Raw genomic sequence first — 16,636 nt, 5'->3', positions numbered from 1 at the left:
GGCCACAACGGCACGATTCACAACGGCATCGGCCGCATCGGCTTTTACACCGGCGGACATGCCGCGCGTTTCCGCGACGAGGATCTCGCCGACGAATGGGTGAAGCGCTCGAACGAATGGATCGAGGCGCACAAGGACAACCCCTTCTTCCTCTTCTTCGCCAGCCACGACATCCATGTGCCGCGCATGCCGCATGAACGCTTTCAGGGCAAGACGACGCTCGGCTTCCGTGGCGATGCGATCGTGGAGTTCGACTGGTGCGTGGGCGAGGTCATGAAGACGCTCGACCGTCTCAACCTCGCCGAGAACACGCTCATCGTGCTCTGCTCCGACAACGGCCCCGTGCTCGACGACGGCTACAAAGACGGCGCGGTCGAAAAGCTCGGCACGCATACTCCCGCAGGTCCCTTCAGCGGCGGCAAATACAGCGTGCTTGAAGGCGGCACGCGCACACCGTTCATCACCCGCTGGAAAGGCCGCGTGAAGCCCGGTGTGTCCGATGAAGTCGTCTGCACCATCGATCTCGCGTCGAGTCTCGCTGCTCTCACAGGAACCGCCTTGCCAGACAACTCCTGCCGCGACAGCTTCAACGTCCTTCCTGCACTGCTAGGTGAATCCGGCGCGAAGGGCCGTGATCATCTGCTCCAGCAGGACAACAACGGCACGAACTTTGGCCTCCGCATGGGCGACTGGAAACTCGTGCGCCGCAAGGTGAAAGGCAAATCACAGGCGACCGTCTCGACGAAGAATCACAAGGACGCCGCCGGTGTGAACGCGCTCTACTTCCTCCCGGACGATCCCGCCGAGGAAAAGGACCTCAGCGAGGAGAACCCCGACAAGGCCAAGGAACTCGTCGCCAAGCTCGATGCGCTGATCGCCGCTGAGAAAAGCCGGTGATCAGTGTCGTGCGGACCACCGAAAAGACGGGCGACGTGACGAATGCATAGCGATAGCGCAAACCTTTGGCGGCGAGCTTGTCGAGATTCGATGACGCCGGTTGGAATTCAGAACAATGCTTTCACGGCCGGCTTCGTCACCTTGCCCATGGCATTGCGCGGCAGCTCGGTCACGACTTTGAGCCGTTGCGGGATCTTGTAAACGGAGAGACGGCCTTTGCACCACTCGCGCAGCGCGGCGAGCTCTAGCGTGCTGCTCTTCAACACGACCGCCGCCGTGACCGCCTCGCCCCACGTGTCATCTGGCAAGCCGATCACCGCGCACTCGGCAATGAGCGGATGCTCAAGCAGCGCGGCTTCGATCTCGAGCGCACTGAGCTTGTAGCCGCCGCTCTTGATGATGTCCACGCTCAGGCGGCCCATGATGCGGTAGTAGCCGCGCTCAAGGACCGCCATGTCGCCCGTGCGGAACCAGCCGTCCTCAAATGTCTCCGCCGTGGCTTCCGGACGGTTCCAATACGCCTGGAACACCGTCGCGCCGCGCACTTGAATCTCTCCCGGCTCATCCTCGGCGGTGATGACGGGGCCGTTCTCGGCCTTCAACCGCACTTCGACACCTGGCAGCGGTGCACCCACTGAACCTGGGCGTCGCTCACCGCGATAGAGATTCGAGATGGCCATGCCGATCTCGGTCATGCCGTAGCGTTCGAGCAGTTCCTGGCCCGTAAGCGCCGTCCACTGTTGATGCACGCTCGCCGGAAGTGCCGCGCTGCCGCTCACCATGAGGCGCATCTTCTTGAAACCGGCCACGATGGCCGCGCGATCCGATTCGCACGCGGCTTCGAGCGCCTGAATGAGCTTCACATAGATCGTCGGCACGGCCATGAAGAGCGTGTAGGCATCGTCGCGCACGCGTTCGAGGATCGCATTCATTTCAAACCGCGCGAACGGCTCCACCACCGCGCCGCTCCACAACGCGCAGCCGGTGATGTTGATGATGCCGTGGATGTGATGCAGCGGCAGAAACATCGGGATGCGATCCTCCGCGCTCCACTCCCACGCCTGCACGAGGCTCTCGATCTGCGCCTGGATGTTCGCATGCGTCGTCACCACGCCCTTCGGCTTGCTCGTTGTGCCGCTGGTGTAGAGGATCATCGCGCGGCGGTTCACATCGATGTCTGGCAATGCCTTCACCGCATTACCGTTGATGCCGCTCACGTTCACCAAACGCACGCCGATCTTTTGGCAAAGCGACGCGATCTTAGGCGCGTTCGACGCATCGGCGATCACCACGCCTACCTGCGAGTCCGTCAGCGCGTATTCCCACTCGGATTCAGTCGCGGAGAGGCAAATGGGCAACTTCATGCCGCCCGCCCGCCAGATCGCCCATTGCGAGGCAGTGTATTCAAATCCCGGTGCCACCAGCAACGCCACGCGAGCTTCTTGAAGCTCACTTTGATCCTGCAGCAACTCCACCGCGATCTGCGATGAACGATCCAAGAGTTGCTGATAAGTGTGCGAAACCTCTGGCGTTCGGAACGCGATGCGGTCGGCAAACGAACGGGCTCGGGCGATGAAGGGAAGGTCGGGCATGGTCAAAAAAAAGTGCGGGCGATCATGAAGATCACTGAAGGCCCAAGCAGGCAGCCGAGGCCGGTGTAAAAGGTGGCGGTCATCGCGCCGTAGGGCACGAGTTTGGGATCGGTGGCGGCGAGTCCGGCCATCACGCCGCTGTTCGTGCCCATGACTCCGCCGAAGATCATCGCAGCGCTTGGATTGTTCAGGCCGATGGCTTTGGCGAGGAACGGCGTGGCGATCATGACCGCAATGGCCTTCACTAATCCGGCCGCGATGCTCAGCGCAATGACTTCGCTGCTCGCTCCGATGGCACCACCTGTAACCGGACCGACGATGTAGGTCGCCGCGCCCGCGCCGATGGTCGTGATGCTCACCGCATCCCGATAACCAAAGGCAAACGCCACCGCTCCACCGGCGAAGAAGGACACGAACAAGCCGACAAACAAAGATACAACGCCAATGACGCCGCCTTTGAGGAACTCCTCCATGCGCACGCCAAAAGCTGTTGCCACGATGGCGAGGTCGCGCAGCATCGCGCCGCCCATCAGGCCCACGCCAGAGAGCATCGGGACATCCGCCACGCCGCTTTTGCCGCCGGCAAGCAGCGCCATCAGCAAACCGATCATGATCGCGATGGCGCTTCCATGCAGCCGTCCACGCGTGAGCTTCTCGCTCGCCCAATACGAAACGAGCATCGTCACGCCGATGAGCGCGAATGCCGTCAGCAGTCCGTTTTTCGCAAAAACACTCTCCAGCGTGCTCATGACGGGCTTTCCTCCTTGCCGCCTTTCTTCGCCAAAACACCGACGAGCACAAAACTAAGGCCCACGGCAAACAAGCCGGCCATGATGGCCATCAAACCACCGGAGAGCGCGCCGAGGACATTTTGACTTGCCGCCATCGCGACGACGATGGGCACATACATCTGACCCCAAAACACGATACCGCTCTCCGTCGGTGCTTTCATGAGCCCACGACGCTGCAAGGCATCACACCCGAGGATCAGCAGGATCATCGCGATGCCCACGCCGCCGATGTCCGCATTCACTCCCAGCGCCGCGCCGATCATCCGCCCCACCGTGAGACCGGTGAGCAGGCATAGGGAAAGCAAGGCGGTGCCGTAGATGGGCATGAATCACTTTTTGGCAGATTCAGTTTCGATTGTCTCGATAAATTTCAACAGCAGCGGAAACGCGGGCTCGGGCATCTTGCCGTGGTCGAAGCCGTCGAGTTCATGGAGGGTGGTGTGCTTGTGACCAGCGAGCTTCATCATGCGCCCGAAGTAGGCACACTCCTCATAGCGACCCATGAGCTCCTTTTCGCGGTCACCGGTGACGAGCAGCATGGGCGGGGCGGTTTTGCGGACGTGAAACAAGGGCGCGAGGTCGTCGATGATGGGCTGCGTTTCGGCGATGCCGCGCTCGTCGCGAATGGTGAAATGGGTGATGACCTGTGGGCTGAGCGGGATGAGCCCGGCGATTTGATCCGCATCGACGCCGTGCGTGGTGAGCCATTTTTTATCGAGACCGCACATCAGCGTGAGATAGGCTCCGGCGCTGTGGCCGCTGACAAAGATGTGCTGCGGATCGCCGCCAAAATCGGCGATGTGCTTGAAGGTCCACGCGATGGCCGCTGCAGCGTCCTCGATGAAGACGGGTGATTTCACGCCGGGGCTGAGCCGGTAGTTCGCGGCGACGACGGCGATGCCTTGATTGCGCAACGGCAGCGGGATGGAGCGCTCGCCTTGCGTCAAACCACCCCCGTGGAACCAGATGACGGTGGAGAACGGCCGTTTCGTGGCGGGCGCATACACGTCGAGTCGGCAGCGTTGGTTCATCGCGGCGGTGGTGCCGTTTCCTTCGCGGTAGAGGAGCTCGGTGGTGAGATGGTAGCCGCCGTCGATGGTTTGCTTGTCGAGTTCGCGGCTCACACTCGCGAGGAGGGCCTCGGCTTTGGTGAACTTCGATTCAAACATCCGCGCGGAGGCTTCATCGAGCTTCGCAGCATCGCCACCGCGTTTGCGCAGTTGGTATAGCATCACGGGCAATCGCAGATCGGCCGGATTGCCGCAGCGCGGAAGTTTTTCAAGATGGCGGAAGCCGTTGCTACGTGTCGGCTCGATCATCGTTCCCTCGCCGTAGTCATTCCAAGTCGCGATCTGGATGAGCGGCGTCTTGCTTTCGAGCGCCTGCGCGAGCGATTCACTCAATGTGAGTCCCGCACGCGAGGCGATGCTGCCGTAGCTCGCGTGCACACCAGCTTGCAGGTAGATGTCTTTGAAGCCCGGGAACGCGGTGGCGATGAAGGGCAGCTTTTGCGCATAGATATTGGTGAGCTCTTTCTTCCAGTGCTCCGGCGAAAGCGATTTGCCACCTGCGACTGGCGGCCAGGCAAAGGCACCATCGAGTCCGTTTTGCTTCGCCAGATGCGAAAGGCCAAACACGAGCGGCTTTGAGCCCAAGTCGAACTTCCACTTCAAATGCTGCGGTCCAAAGACCAGCAGCAATGGGCGGCCATGCTGCTTCACGTAGCTCGGATCGGAGAAAAAGTGCTCCTCGGCCCAATGCAGATCTTTCTCCGCCTGTTTGATGTCTCCGCCATCTTTCAGCGACTTCACTGCCTGATCTTCATAACACACCGCGAAGCTCAACCCGGCCTTTTTGAGCCACGGGATGAACTTCAGCGTGTTGCGATGATTCATCGCGTGGTCGTTGATTTCGCTCGTGCCATACCAGTCGATGACGACGCCATCGAGCCCGGCGATCTTCATCAGCAGCGCATGGTATTCGAGCGCGTGATCGTCGCCTGAGTCATACGGGCCGATGAGCGGGTAGTCATGCGAGGCGATTTTCCTCTGGTCGTCCCACTTCTTCTGCTCCGGATCGAAGTGGTTCATCGTCCAATGCCATCCCCACGCGCCGCTCACGTCCTTCGTGGCATACCAGGGCATGTAGTGAACGAGGAGACGCGGCTCCGCCCCTGAAACAGTGGCAAGGAAAGTCAGGAAGATGGCAATGACGCGAAACATCCCTTAGACGACACGAATCCTCACGGGAACACAAACAGGATTATTCGTGATCGTGTTCACGCACATCGAGCTTTTGCCACGGGGTGGAGCCGCCGGTCTGCACATGACGGCGCATGGCGTCGGAGAGTTCTTTGAAGACCTTGGGAGCCTTGCCCATGAGGTCGTTTTTTTCCTGAGGATCGTTCTTGAGGTTGTAGAGCTCCAGCGGGCTGTAGGGCGTGTTTTGCATCAGCTTCCAGTCACCACGGATGATCGCTTCGTAACTCTTGCCGCCGTAGGCCGAGCCGCCTTCGCGACGGACGAAATAGAGATCGCGCGGTGTGTCTATCGTGCCGCAGTTGAGGACGGGGACGAGGCTGATGGCGTCGAGATTTTCAGAAGGCTTCAGACCGGCGAGTTCGAGAAAGGTGGGAAACAGGTCGAAGTTGAGCCCTGCGTATTCGCAACGTGATCCCGCCTTGATGTGACCGGGCCAGCGCACCATGAAGGGCACGCGCAGCCCGCCGTCATAGTGGCTGGTCTTGCCGTCGCGCCATGGATCGTTGTTTTGGGAATGTGGCAGCGAGCCGCCGTTGTCGGAGCTGAACGCGACGAAGGTGTTTTCATCCAGTCCCACCTCCTTCAAAACCGCAAGCACCTGACCGACGCGATCATCAAGATGCTCGACCAGCGCGACATTGAGCGCGCGTTTCTCCTCAAGCTGCGGCGCGCGCGCTTTCACCTTTGCCAGCCAGTCGGCCGGCGGTTCGATGGGGAAGTGCGGTGCATTGAAGGCGAGGTAGAGGAAGAAGGGTTGTTTCTCCTTCGCCCGTTCTCGGAAGTAATCCTTGGCCCAGTCGGCGAAGATGTCCGTCGCATGTCCCTGCGGATCGATGACCTCCGCATTGCGGCGCATGTAGTTGTGACCCTGGCGCAGATGCGTGATGTAGCTGTCCATCATGTCGCCGAGGAAGCCGTGGAAGAATTCGAAGCCGCGCTCGTTCGGCGTGTTCGGCGACTCGAGGCCGAGATGCCACTTGCCGATGACCGCCGTGTGATAACCGGCCTTCTTCAACTCGTTGCCGATTGTCGGAATGCCCGGCGCGAGATAACCCCACGAATCTTCCGGCTTGGTGCGAATCACGCCAGGAACGCCGACGCGATCCGGAAAACGTCCGGTGAGCAAGGCCGCACGCGAAGGCGAGCACACCGTGCAGTTCGCGCGCATGTTCGGGAACAGCATGCCCTCCGCGGCAAGCTTGTCGATGTTCGGCGTGTGGCAGTCCGACGGGTGATAGGTCGAAACATCGCCGTAGCCGAGATCGTCGGCGAAGATGATGAGAAAATTCGGCTTCGACTCCGCGGCAAATGACGGAACCAGCATGAACAATGACGAAAGGATGACCGAGGTGAATTTCATGATGGGAGAGCGTGGGATGGCTACTTCTCGGCCTTCTTGTTCTTGGCTTTCTTCTTCGCTTTCGGTGCGGGTTCAGGCGGCGGAGTCAGACCATCGTCAGGCTGGTCCCAGAAACGGTAAGGATCATCCACGCGTCGCATCTCGGCGAGAAGCAGCGCCTCCATCTCCTTCCGCTTGTCGGCATGCTTCAGATCGTCGGCGAGGTTCGTCTTCATCGGATCCGCATTGCCATGCTCTTTCAAAAGCTCGTTGGGATTGGCCGCGAGATTGAAGAGCTGCGTCTCATGCACGGTGCCGTTCATGCCGTCGTATTTGATCAGCTTCCAGTCGCCCTGCTTCACGCAGCGCATGCCGGGTTTCGTGCCGCCGCAATACGCGCCATACATGACATCGCGCATGGTTTCCTTTTTACCTTCGAGCACCGGCTTGAAGCTGAGACCTTCATTGCTCTCCGGTGCAGCAATGCCGGCAATGTCGCAAAGCGTGGCCACGGTGTCCAGCAGGTAGATGTTTCCCGGAACACGGGAACCGGGCTTGATGCCGGGACCTTTGACGACAAACGGCACGCGCCAAGTGTGCTCATAGAGGTTTTGTTTTCCCTGCAGGCCATGACGGCCGATGGCGATGCCGTGATCGGCGGTGTAGAAGATGTAGGTGTTGTCGAGTTCGCCCATGGCTTCGAGTTTTGCGAGCACACGGCCGATCTGGATGTCGATGTTCTCGCTGCACGCGAAGTCGCGGCCGATCTCGTTGCGAATCGTCGCCTCGTCGCGGTTCTTCCACACACCGCTGACGGAGACTTCGTCGCGCACATCGGCGTGCGTATTGTTGAAGGGGTGCTTGGAGAGGTAGTTGGACGGCAGCGGTGGCTGCAGGGAGTGCAGCGATGGCAGCGTGTTGGGATCGGCATGATTGGTGGCGCCGTACTTTGCCAGCAGCTCGGGCCGGCCGTCGCGTGTGTCGTGCGGATGCGAAAAGCCGAAGTAGATGAGGAAAGGGTCCGCGTCCTTCGTCGCCTCGCGTTCGTTTAGGTAGTTCATCACCTGATCGCCGTGCCAGGTGCTGCCGGTTTCGTCCGTGCCGCCGCGTTTGCTGGCGTCGTGCCGCACGGTGAACTGCTTGTTCGCGCCTTCGTAGCTGTTGCCCTGCTTGCAGGTGCGCATGGTGTCGTATCCGGCACGGTTGAACACCGCCGCGAGCGTGTTCTGTTCCAGATTCGGCGGGCAGTGATTCCTGGCGCCGGGACCGATGGGCAGATGCCACACGGTACGCCCGCTCATGACCATGTGTCGTGACGGTGTGCAAACCGCGCCGCTGAACGAGCCCATGTGTCGCGCGGAATCGAAGACCATGCCCTCCGCCGCGAGCTTGTCGATGTTCGGTGAATTCAGCGACGACTTCGGGTTGTAGAACTTGAAGTCAAACGGTGACTGGTCGTCCACGATGATGAAAAGAATGTTCGGGCGCCGCTCCGCCGCGAATGACGAAACTAGAACGAGGAACGATGACAGAATCAGGGCGATGGTTTTCATGAGGTTGGATTACTGAAGCTGGGGGTTGCCGGGAACGAGGTTGGATTGATGTGCTTTTACAGCCTCTTCGATCTGTGCAATCACATCGGGATGATCCTTGGCGACGTCGCGTTTCTCGGAAGGATCGAGACCGAGATGAAACAGCAGCGGCGGCACATGCGAATCCGCCTTGGGCTGGCCGTAGCCGGTTTGCGTGCGGAAGTGCGCCTTCCATTCGCCGATGCGGCAGGCGAAGAGCTGGTCGCCGCGATAGTAGAAGAACGGGCGCTGCGGCAGCGGCTTCGATTCAAACAGCAGCGGCGACAGATCCACGCCATCGACGGGCACATCAGGTGACTTCGCCCCGCCGAGCGCAAGTGATGTGGCGAACAGATCCATCGCGTTCGCCAGCTCATGCGCCACGCCCGGTTTGATGCGGCCCGGCATCCACGCGATGCCCGGCACGCGCATGCCGCCTTCCCAGGTGCTGCCTTTGCCGTCCTTCAGCAGGCCTGCGCTGCCGCCTTGATTGCCCATGATGAGCCAGGGGCCGTTATCGCTGGTGAAAAACACCAGCGTGTTTTCCGCGATGCCGTTCTTCTTCAGCGCGTTCATCACCTGGCCGACGCTCCAGTCGAGTTCCTCCACCGAGTCGCCGAAAATCCCGCCGCGGCTTTTCCCCTTGAACGCGGGCGAGGCAAACAGCGGCACATGCGGAAACGTGTGCGCGAAGTAGAGGAAGAACGGCTTGTCCTTCTTCTCGGTGATGAATTTCACCGCCTCCTCGGTGTAGCGTTTCGTCAGGGTGGTCTGCACGGTAGGCTTTTCGATCACTTCGCCGTCGCGGCTCAACGCCACATTCCAGCCGTCCTCCGGTGGTGTGGGCGATCCGGTCGATCCTTTCGGCAATCCCGGCCGCGCATCCATGTCGTTCGAATACGGGAGCCCGTACTGATGCTCGAAGCCCTGATCCAGCGGACGCGAGCCGTCGTGAATGCCGAGATGCCATTTGCCGATCTGCATCGTCGCATAGCCTTTGCCCTTCAGCGCGTCTGCGATGGTGACCTCGTCTTTAGGCAGGCCACCCTCGGAATTTGGAAACAGCACGCGCCGGCTGCCACACATGCCGCTGCGGATCGGATAACGTCCCGTCAGCAGCGCCGCCCGGCTCGGCGTGCAGACTTCCGCCGCCGAGTAGAAATCCGTGAAGCGCAGCCCTTCGTCGGCCATGCGGTCGAGGTTCGGCGTGTGAATCGTCGGCGAGCCGTAGCAGCTCAGGTCACCATAGCCGAGATCGTCGGCGAAAATGATGACCACGTTCGGCTGCGCCGAAAAGGATGAATGAACGACTATGAGCGAGGCGAGGAGAATGAGGAGGCGTTGCATGAGCGGTTACTGGGTGGCTTTGGCTTTCTTCGCGGCAGCTTTCTTTTTCGCGGCCTTGCGTGAACCGCGCTGATCCATTGGCAGCAATGCGCCGCCGCGGGCGTTCATCTCGGCATCGCAAAGCGTTCGCATTTTCAGCAACGCCTCGGCATGCGCGGAGTCGCCGGCGAGATTCTTCAATTGATCGCGATCCGTCTCGAGATCGTGCAAAAACTCGAACGCAGGCGTTTGATCAAAGTAACGCGCATAGACGTAGCGCTGATCGCGCACGCCTTCCCAGGTCAGCGTCGGTGCGAGATCGAGATGCTCGCAGAAGAAATGCGTGCGCCATGGTTTGTCCTTGCCCTTGTCTTCGACGAGCGTCGCGAGACTGCGGCCTTCGTAGGCGGCCGGACGTTCGACTCCGGCCCAGTCGAGGAACGTTGCGGGCAGATCGACATTGAGCACCAGCTCATCCAAGACACGTCCGCGTTTCTCTTTCGGCGCACGCGGATCGTAGATGATCATTGGCACGCGCAGCGATTCCTCGAAGTGCGACCACTTGCCCTGAAATCCGCGGTCGCCGAGATAGTAGCCGTTGTCGCCGGAATAAACGATGATCGTGTTGTCTGCGAGGCCCGCCTCCTTCAGCGCTGCAAGGACGCGTGCGATGGCCGTATCGATGCCGCTGATCATGCGGTAGTAGGCGCGCAGATTGATTTCGAATTTCTCCGGCGTGTCGTAGCCCCAGAACCAGCGCTCACGATTGATCGAGTCTTTGAGGAACTGCGGATGCGCTTCATAGATCGCCGGATCGCCCAAACGTGGCGGGGGAATGGAGCGGTCCTCATACATGCCATCGACAGACTGCGGCCAGGGATAGAGACCGATGCCGGGACGATGATCGCTATCCTCGGCATGCGCGGCGTTGAACCAGAGATTCAGCGCGAAGGGTTTGTCCTTCGGCTGCGATTTGATGAATTCGATGCCTTTGTCGCACACGATGTCGGTTTCGTGCCGCTTCGAACCGTCCGGCATCGTTTTGAAATACGGATTGCGGCCGATGGCCTCGTACTCGTCATACTGCTCTTGCGGCTTGAAGCCTTGCGGTGCGATCATGTGCCATTTGCCGAAGTGCCCCGTGCGATAGCCCGCAGCGCGCAGCAGCACCGGATACATGGTGGTCAGCACCTCCGGCTTCACCGACGGTATGGCCTGGCGCTGCGCATGAGACCGCGCCCACTGGCCCGTCAGCACCACTGCGCGGCTCACCCAGCACACGGGTGTGGTGACATGCGCATTGCTAAAACGCACGCCTTCTGCCGCGAGACGATCGACCGTGGGTGTCTGCACGATGGGATGTCCCGCGCAGCTCTGCGTGTCGAAGCGCTGGTCATCGGCAAACAGGAACAGGATGTTCGGCCGGCGCTGATCAGCGGCCGGACACGAAACAACCGCGCAGAATGAAAGCAGGGCGCAGACAAATTTCATGAACCTCTGCGAACGGATGCGAGGGGGGCAATCTTCCTCCGAAGATCACGGGATCGGATCCTTCGCGGGCAGACCGTAGGCCTGCATCCACCACGCCACGCGCTCGGCATCGGTGGGTTCGGCTTTTTTCAGGCGGGCTTTCCAGGTGCGCTGGTAGTCGGCACGTTTTTCCTTCTGAATCGTGGCGAGCGGCGGCTCGGTAACGGGATCTCCCTGCGCACCACGATCCGGACTCGTTTGGATCCACGTGTCCATCGCGGCACGCATGGATTCGATCTTGGTGCTCACTGCGGGCTCGCCGGCGATGTTGTGCAGTCCCTGCGGATCGGTCTTGAGATCATAGAATTCGATCTCCGGGCGGGTAGGCGTGAGCCACTGCGCTTGAAAGTCGTTCAAACCGCCGGACTTGCTCAGCACGCGCAGCAGCGGCATGCCGGGATAGCTGGCCTCCTTGTAGCCGGACCAGTTGAGACGCGAACGTGAGGGCTGGAAGTTCCGAACCAGCAGCGACTCCGTGCCGATCACCGCGCGGATGCGGTCCATCGCGTCACCACAGCGGTCGCGTGCGGCAAACAGCGTGCTGCGCTCCGGGAATTCGCCACGCAGGATCGCCCGGCCTTCCATCCACGTCGGGATCGGCAGCCCGACGAGCTGAAGCATCGACGGTGCGAGATCGATCAGACTCACGAGGCGGTTCTCGACGCTGTTCGCCTCGATGCCCGGACCGCGCATGATCAGCGGCACCTGCAGTCCCTCGACGCTGAGCCACTGCTTGCCCCATGGCATCGGGCGACCGTGATCGGCGAAGAACATGACGACAGTGTTGTCGAGAACTTCTTCTTCCTTCAACTGGTCGAGGATCACGCCGACGCGGTGATCCACCATCTCGACGCTGCGCTGATACGCATACCAGTCACGACGAATGAGCGGGTGATCGGGATAGTTCGGAGGAATCTGGATCGCGTTGAGTTTCGCTTCGTCGTAGCTCTCAGGAATCGGAAACGGGCGATGCGGCTCGGGAATCTGAAACTGCGCGAAGAATGGCTGTCCTGGCTTTCGTTTCCGCCAGTCGTCGCCGTCATACATCTCCGCTGCATCGTGTTTGAAGTTGTAGTGCGTTTTCGCCTTCTTGATGAGCTTGCCGTTGCGCAGCCCGCCTGGTGCCGGCGCATTCGTCACAAACCATCCCGCGTCCCGCAGTAGCCCCGGCAGGTGACGGTAGGGGGCCATCAGCGGCTGCGGATTCTCCGCGTCATGCGGATGCAATCCGGTGGTCGTTTGATAACAGCCGAGAATGAAGGCCGAACGCGACGCGCTGCACACGGGGGCGCTTGCATAGGCGCGTGTGTAACGCCGTCCCTCCGCTGCGAGGCGGTCGAGATTCGGCGTGCTCACATCCTTCAGCCCGTAGGCGCCTGTGTCCGGCGACATGTCATCCGCGATGATCCAGACGAAGTTCGGCGCCGCTGCGATAAGCGACGAGATGCTGAAGAAAAGCACGAGACTGAGCAACGAGGACTTCATGGAATGTCTGTGAACGCGAGGAAGGCAAAGTTGTGTCAGGAAGATGCCACGGAGAAGCTCCGCAAGTCCCCCAACGGCCTCCTTTTATTTCGCAATGAAACCCTGCGCCTTGAGCCAGAACAACAAATCGGCGAACCAGGGATGCTGTGTGCCGATGAGCCCGGTGCCGTGGTCACCGTGCTGATAGAGATGAAGTTCATGCGGGATGCCGTGTTGATGCAAAGCGGCAGCGTAGAGCTGGGCATGTTCGACCGGCACCAGTTTGTCCTCGGTCGTATGCCAGAGGAAGCAGGGAGGCAGACCGGCGTGCACCTGAAGTTCGCTGGATGTTTGGCGAATCAACTTCTCCTCAGGTTCATCACCGATCAGCATTCGCCGCGAGGTGCCGTGTGGTTTCGTGATCATGCTGATGACCGGATAGCAGAGGATCGCGAGATCCGGACGCGGGCTGACACTGGGCGTGCGTCCTTCGATCTCACCGTCCTCAGGACGGTTGATCAGGGTGGAGACAAGATGGCCGCCGGCAGAGAATCCCATCACGCCGATGCGCTTCGGATCGATCTTCCACTTCGTCGCACCGGCCCGAATCTGGCGCATCGCCTCAACGGCATCCTGAAGCTGCGCCGGATAGCGATAGCCCGCGCTTCCGAGACGGTAACGCAGCACGAAGGCGGTGATGCCTTGCTCATTGAGCCAAAGCGCAAACGGTTCCGCCTGCCCTTCGTAAATGCCGGAGTAGCTGCCACCAGGAATGAGCAGCATCGCTGCGCCGCTCGCCTTCGCGGGCACATAGGGCGTGAGCGTCGGAATGTCCTTTGCGGCGGTGCCGAGTGCGCCCGGCGCACCTTCCGGCCACAGCACGATGGGTTTCTCGGCAGCAGACGATGATGCGGAGCCGAAGAGAAGTAGCGAGAGCAACAGCGACCAAGGCTTCATGCGGTGTCGTGAATGTTATTGGCTGAGCTTCTTCATTCGCTCCGCTGTGCGCAATTTGAATCCCGACTGGCTGCGCAGCAGGAAGGGCGGCTCGACATCAGGCGGAAGTGAATCGAGCACGCGCTGCAGTTTCTCATGGGCGGTGCGGTGATCGGTGGCGTCGCTGCTCGCGATGTTGTGCTGCTCGGCGGGATCGGCGTTCGCATCGAAGAAGCGGCCGTCGCTGTAGAGCTTGAACTGCGTGTCGCGTACGACGCGGTCCTTGTCGTACTCGTTCAGAATCCACTCGCGAGGTGTCTTATCCGTCTTGCCGAGCAGGAACTGGGCGAAGGATTTGCCATCCACCTTGTGCTTTGGCGAAAGCGGCACATCGGCGAGTTCACAGAAGGTTGGATAGAGATCGGTGAAGTCCGCGAGTGGCAGCACGCGACCGGCGGGCACGAGCTTGGGGCTGTTCGCCAGCAGGACGACATCGCTGCCGGCCTCGGTTAGCGAGTAAAGTCCGCCGGTCACGTCGCGGCCGTTGCGCCGTGCGTGGAAACTCTTCTCGGTGCCGTTGTCGCTGGCGACGAAGACGATCGTGTTGTCGCGCAGACCGAGCTTGTCGAGTTCATCGACGAACTGGCCGACCTGCTTGTCCGCGTAGCGCAGCATGTTGGCGAACATTTGCTCATGCGACAGACCGGTCTCCTGATGATCCGGCGTGGGCACGACCGGCAGCGTGTAGGTGGCGCCATGCGTGAGCACCATCGGGTAGTAGAGCATGAACGGCTTGTCGCGATGCCGCTTCAGGAAGTCGAAGACAAACTCCTGCGTGATGTCCGGTCCGAACTTGCCGGGATGCACTTCGCGTTTGCCGTTTCGCAGAAAAACGGGATCCCAGTAGCGGCTTTCGATGTTCTGAATGTAGGCGGTCGTCTCCGGTGCGTCTTCGCGTTTCACCGCGTCCCAGTACTTCGCGAGATCGGCGCCCTTGACTTTGTTCGTGTCGAGGCTGCCGGGCCACACGAGCTGCTCGTCAAAGCCGTGCCGGGTGAGCACATCCGGCTCGTCGTAGAGATTGTTCACCTGCCACTTGCCGGCGATGCAGGTGGCGAAGCCGGCCTCGCGAAACAGGCGCGGGAAAAGAATCTCACGCTTCGGATCCAACCCGCCGCCGCTGTAGAGCGCGGCATCGTGATGCAGGCGAAAACCAGTGCTGTGCGGATAGCGCCCCGTGAGCAACACCGTGCGGCTCGGTCCGCAGACCGACGGCGTGTAGCAGTGCTCGACACGCATGCCTGTGGCCGCGAGCCGGTCGATCTGCGGCGTGCAGCCTTCTTCGCTTCCGTAGCACCCGAACCACTCCTGCCCGACGTTGTCGAGCATGATGAAGACAATGTTCGGCGGCGTGGCGTGAACGGGACATACGGCAGTGAACAGCAGCAAAACCAGTGCGATCCAGGTTTTCATAGGCAGGTCATTCGCTCTTGTTCTTCTTTTTCTTGCCACCCTTCGTCGCACCTTTGATGGCGCTTTCGTATTCCCAACGCTTCGACCACTCTTCGAGGAAGGGCTTGTAGCCGGGAAATTCGGTCCATGGAATCGATTCAGGATCGGGCGGCGTGACCTTGCCTTCGGGGTAATCTTTGCCCGCGAAACTGGCATCGACCGAGGCATTCCACGCGAGCAGATCCTTCTTCATCTTCTCAAACATCTCCGGCTGCTCCTTGCTGATGTCCTTCGTCTCGTTCGGATCCGTTTCCAGATCGTAAAACTGGAACTCTCCTTTGCCGAGGTTCTCGGTGAGGATCTTGTAGCGCTGGCCGGTCAGTGCGGCCTTGGTGCCGAAGCGGAACGGGATGGCCTGCTTCCGATCGCCGATCTCTCCGGCGAAGAGCGGCTTCAGGCTCACGCCATCGACCGGCTTGACTATCACGTCGTCAGACAGGCCGAGCACATCCGCGACAGTGGGAAACAGGTCCATCGTGCAGGCGGCGTGGTTGGTGACACGCGGTTTGATCACTGACGGCCACTCGATGATGCCCGGCACGCGCAGGCCGCCTTCGAACACGCTGCCTTTGAAGCCGCGCAGGCCGCCCACGGTTTCCGGCTTGATGCCGGGCAGTCCACCGTTGTCGCTGTTGAAGACGAGCAGCGTATTGTCGGCGATGCCAAAGTCGCGCAGTTTCTGCCGCAGTTTGCCGAGGCTGCGATCCAGCGCGACGAGTTCGCCGTAGTGATCCTGCGACGACTTGTCCAGTGCGCCGAACTCCGCCTTGTCGGCTTCGAGCGCCTTGAACGGCGCGTGCGGTGTGCCGTACCAGATGACGGTGAAGAGCGGCTTGTCGCCGGAGTGATGTTTCTCGATGAACTTCAGCGCCTCATCGACCACGACATCGGATGAATCGCCTTTGAAGTCCACGAACTCGCCCTCACGGGACATGAGCGGGTTCTGATCGTAGAAATTCGTCACCGACGTCCATTCATCGAAGGCAAACGCACCCGGGCTGCGTGGATCATCCTTCAAGATTGGAGCACCCGGTCCTTTGAAGCCGTCGAGATGCCATTTGCCGAAATGACCGGTCACATATCCCGCGGCCTTGAGCGCCTGCGAGATCGTCTTCTCCTGCAGACGCAGCGCATAGCCGTGGCTCAACACGCCTGCGCGATCTGGAGAACGTCCGGTGAGCACGCTGGCACGCGTCGGCGAGCAAACGGGACATCCGGCATAGAATCGGTCAAGGCGCAGCCCGTTGGCCGCCATCGCATCGATGTTCGGAGTCTTGAGCACCGGATGCCCGCGATATCCGGTCTGCCCCCAGCCCATGTCGTCGGCCATGACGAAGATGATGTTGGGTTTGGTGGCCAGAGCAGACGACGTCAGAAGGAGCAGGGCGATGAAGATGCGGTGCATGGGATGGAAAAC

At 60.6% G+C, this 16,636-nt stretch carries 12 protein-coding genes and 1 pseudogene; 1 reads left to right on the top strand and 12 read right to left on the bottom strand.

Annotated elements, in window-relative coordinates:
- Window positions 1–897, top strand: an 897-nt coding sequence (locus KDL09_RS18980; protein ID WP_294388736.1) for a sulfatase-like hydrolase/transferase, incomplete at its 5' end; no start/stop codon positions are given.
- 107 nt (window positions 898–1,004) lie between these two features.
- Here the strand turns inward: KDL09_RS18980 and KDL09_RS18975 are convergent.
- From KDL09_RS18975 to KDL09_RS18920, 12 genes and pseudogenes are all read right to left on the bottom strand, one after another.
- On the bottom strand, window positions 1,005–2,489 hold the full coding sequence (locus tag KDL09_RS18975; RefSeq protein ID WP_294388733.1) for an acyl-CoA synthetase: 1,485 nt from the start codon (window positions 2,487–2,489) through the stop codon (window positions 1,005–1,007).
- A gap of 2 nt (window positions 2,490–2,491) precedes the next feature.
- Window positions 2,492–3,238 carry a malonate transporter subunit MadM gene (madM, locus tag KDL09_RS18970; RefSeq protein WP_294388731.1) on the bottom strand — a complete coding sequence of 249 codons (747 nt, stop codon included), beginning with the start codon at window positions 3,236–3,238 and terminating at the stop codon, window positions 2,492–2,494.
- Window positions 3,235–3,606 carry a malonate transporter subunit MadL gene (madL, locus tag KDL09_RS18965; protein ID WP_294388727.1) on the bottom strand — a complete coding sequence of 124 codons (372 nt, stop codon included), beginning with the start codon at window positions 3,604–3,606 and terminating at the stop codon, window positions 3,235–3,237. The genes madM and madL overlap by 4 nt, the downstream gene beginning before the upstream one ends.
- A gap of 3 nt (window positions 3,607–3,609) precedes the next feature.
- A pseudogene (locus tag KDL09_RS25175) lies at window positions 3,610–4,317 on the bottom strand (alpha/beta hydrolase); the annotation flags it as partial.
- Between the two features lie 1,225 nt (window positions 4,318–5,542).
- Window positions 5,543–6,901 (bottom strand): sulfatase-like hydrolase/transferase, encoded by a 1,359-nt coding sequence (locus KDL09_RS18955; protein ID WP_294388723.1) that lies wholly within the window; start codon window positions 6,899–6,901, stop codon window positions 5,543–5,545.
- 20 nt (window positions 6,902–6,921) lie between these two features.
- Entirely contained in the window at window positions 6,922–8,433 is a 1,512-nt protein-coding gene (locus KDL09_RS18950; RefSeq protein WP_294388720.1) for a sulfatase-like hydrolase/transferase, read from the bottom strand.
- Window positions 8,434–8,442: 9 nt separating this feature from the next.
- On the bottom strand, window positions 8,443–9,798 hold the full coding sequence (locus tag KDL09_RS18945) for a sulfatase (RefSeq protein WP_294388717.1): 1,356 nt from the start codon (window positions 9,796–9,798) through the stop codon (window positions 8,443–8,445).
- Between the two features lie 6 nt (window positions 9,799–9,804).
- Window positions 9,805–11,268 (bottom strand): sulfatase, encoded by a 1,464-nt coding sequence (locus KDL09_RS18940; protein ID WP_294388715.1) that lies wholly within the window; start codon window positions 11,266–11,268, stop codon window positions 9,805–9,807.
- 45 nt (window positions 11,269–11,313) lie between these two features.
- Complete coding sequence (locus tag KDL09_RS18935; RefSeq protein WP_294388713.1) at window positions 11,314–12,792, bottom strand: sulfatase; 1,479 nt, start codon at window positions 12,790–12,792, stop codon at window positions 11,314–11,316.
- A gap of 84 nt (window positions 12,793–12,876) precedes the next feature.
- A complete protein-coding gene (locus tag KDL09_RS18930; protein WP_294388711.1) occupies window positions 12,877–13,728 on the bottom strand; it encodes an alpha/beta hydrolase in 852 nt (283 codons plus the stop codon).
- A 15-nt stretch (window positions 13,729–13,743) separates the two neighbouring features.
- Complete coding sequence (locus KDL09_RS18925) at window positions 13,744–15,180, bottom strand: sulfatase-like hydrolase/transferase (protein WP_294388710.1); 1,437 nt, start codon at window positions 15,178–15,180, stop codon at window positions 13,744–13,746.
- 7 nt (window positions 15,181–15,187) lie between these two features.
- Window positions 15,188–16,624 carry a sulfatase-like hydrolase/transferase gene (locus KDL09_RS18920; protein ID WP_294388708.1) on the bottom strand — a complete coding sequence of 479 codons (1,437 nt, stop codon included), beginning with the start codon at window positions 16,622–16,624 and terminating at the stop codon, window positions 15,188–15,190.
- Window positions 16,625–16,636 lie beyond the last annotated feature (12 nt).

It is taken from the genome of Prosthecobacter sp. (assembly GCF_020439865.1).
In the GTDB taxonomy this organism is placed as follows: domain Bacteria; phylum Verrucomicrobiota; class Verrucomicrobiia; order Verrucomicrobiales; family Verrucomicrobiaceae; genus Prosthecobacter.
The sequence above is the reverse complement of the archived record's forward strand: the minus strand, read 5'-3'. Positions and strand labels throughout refer to the sequence as shown.

Coding starts and splice junctions, on each gene's coding strand:
- KDL09_RS18955 (WP_294388723.1), bottom strand. CDS start 6,901: ATGAAATTCACCTCGGTCATCCTTTCGTCATTGTTCATGCTGGTTCCG.
- KDL09_RS18925 (WP_294388710.1), bottom strand. CDS start 15,180: ATGAAAACCTGGATCGCACTGGTTTTGCTGCTGTTCACTGCCGTATGT.
- madM (WP_294388731.1), bottom strand. CDS start 3,238: ATGAGCACGCTGGAGAGTGTTTTTGCGAAAAACGGACTGCTGACGGCA.
- KDL09_RS18940 (WP_294388715.1), bottom strand. CDS start 11,268: ATGAAATTTGTCTGCGCCCTGCTTTCATTCTGCGCGGTTGTTTCGTGT.
- madL (WP_294388727.1), bottom strand. CDS start 3,606: ATGCCCATCTACGGCACCGCCTTGCTTTCCCTATGCCTGCTCACCGGT.
- KDL09_RS18945 (WP_294388717.1), bottom strand. CDS start 9,798: ATGCAACGCCTCCTCATTCTCCTCGCCTCGCTCATAGTCGTTCATTCA.
- KDL09_RS18920 (WP_294388708.1), bottom strand. CDS start 16,624: ATGCACCGCATCTTCATCGCCCTGCTCCTTCTGACGTCGTCTGCTCTG.
- KDL09_RS18950 (WP_294388720.1), bottom strand. CDS start 8,433: ATGAAAACCATCGCCCTGATTCTGTCATCGTTCCTCGTTCTAGTTTCG.
- KDL09_RS18975 (WP_294388733.1), bottom strand. CDS start 2,489: ATGCCCGACCTTCCCTTCATCGCCCGAGCCCGTTCGTTTGCCGACCGC.
- KDL09_RS18935 (WP_294388713.1), bottom strand. CDS start 12,792: ATGAAGTCCTCGTTGCTCAGTCTCGTGCTTTTCTTCAGCATCTCGTCG.
- KDL09_RS18930 (WP_294388711.1), bottom strand. CDS start 13,728: ATGAAGCCTTGGTCGCTGTTGCTCTCGCTACTTCTCTTCGGCTCCGCA.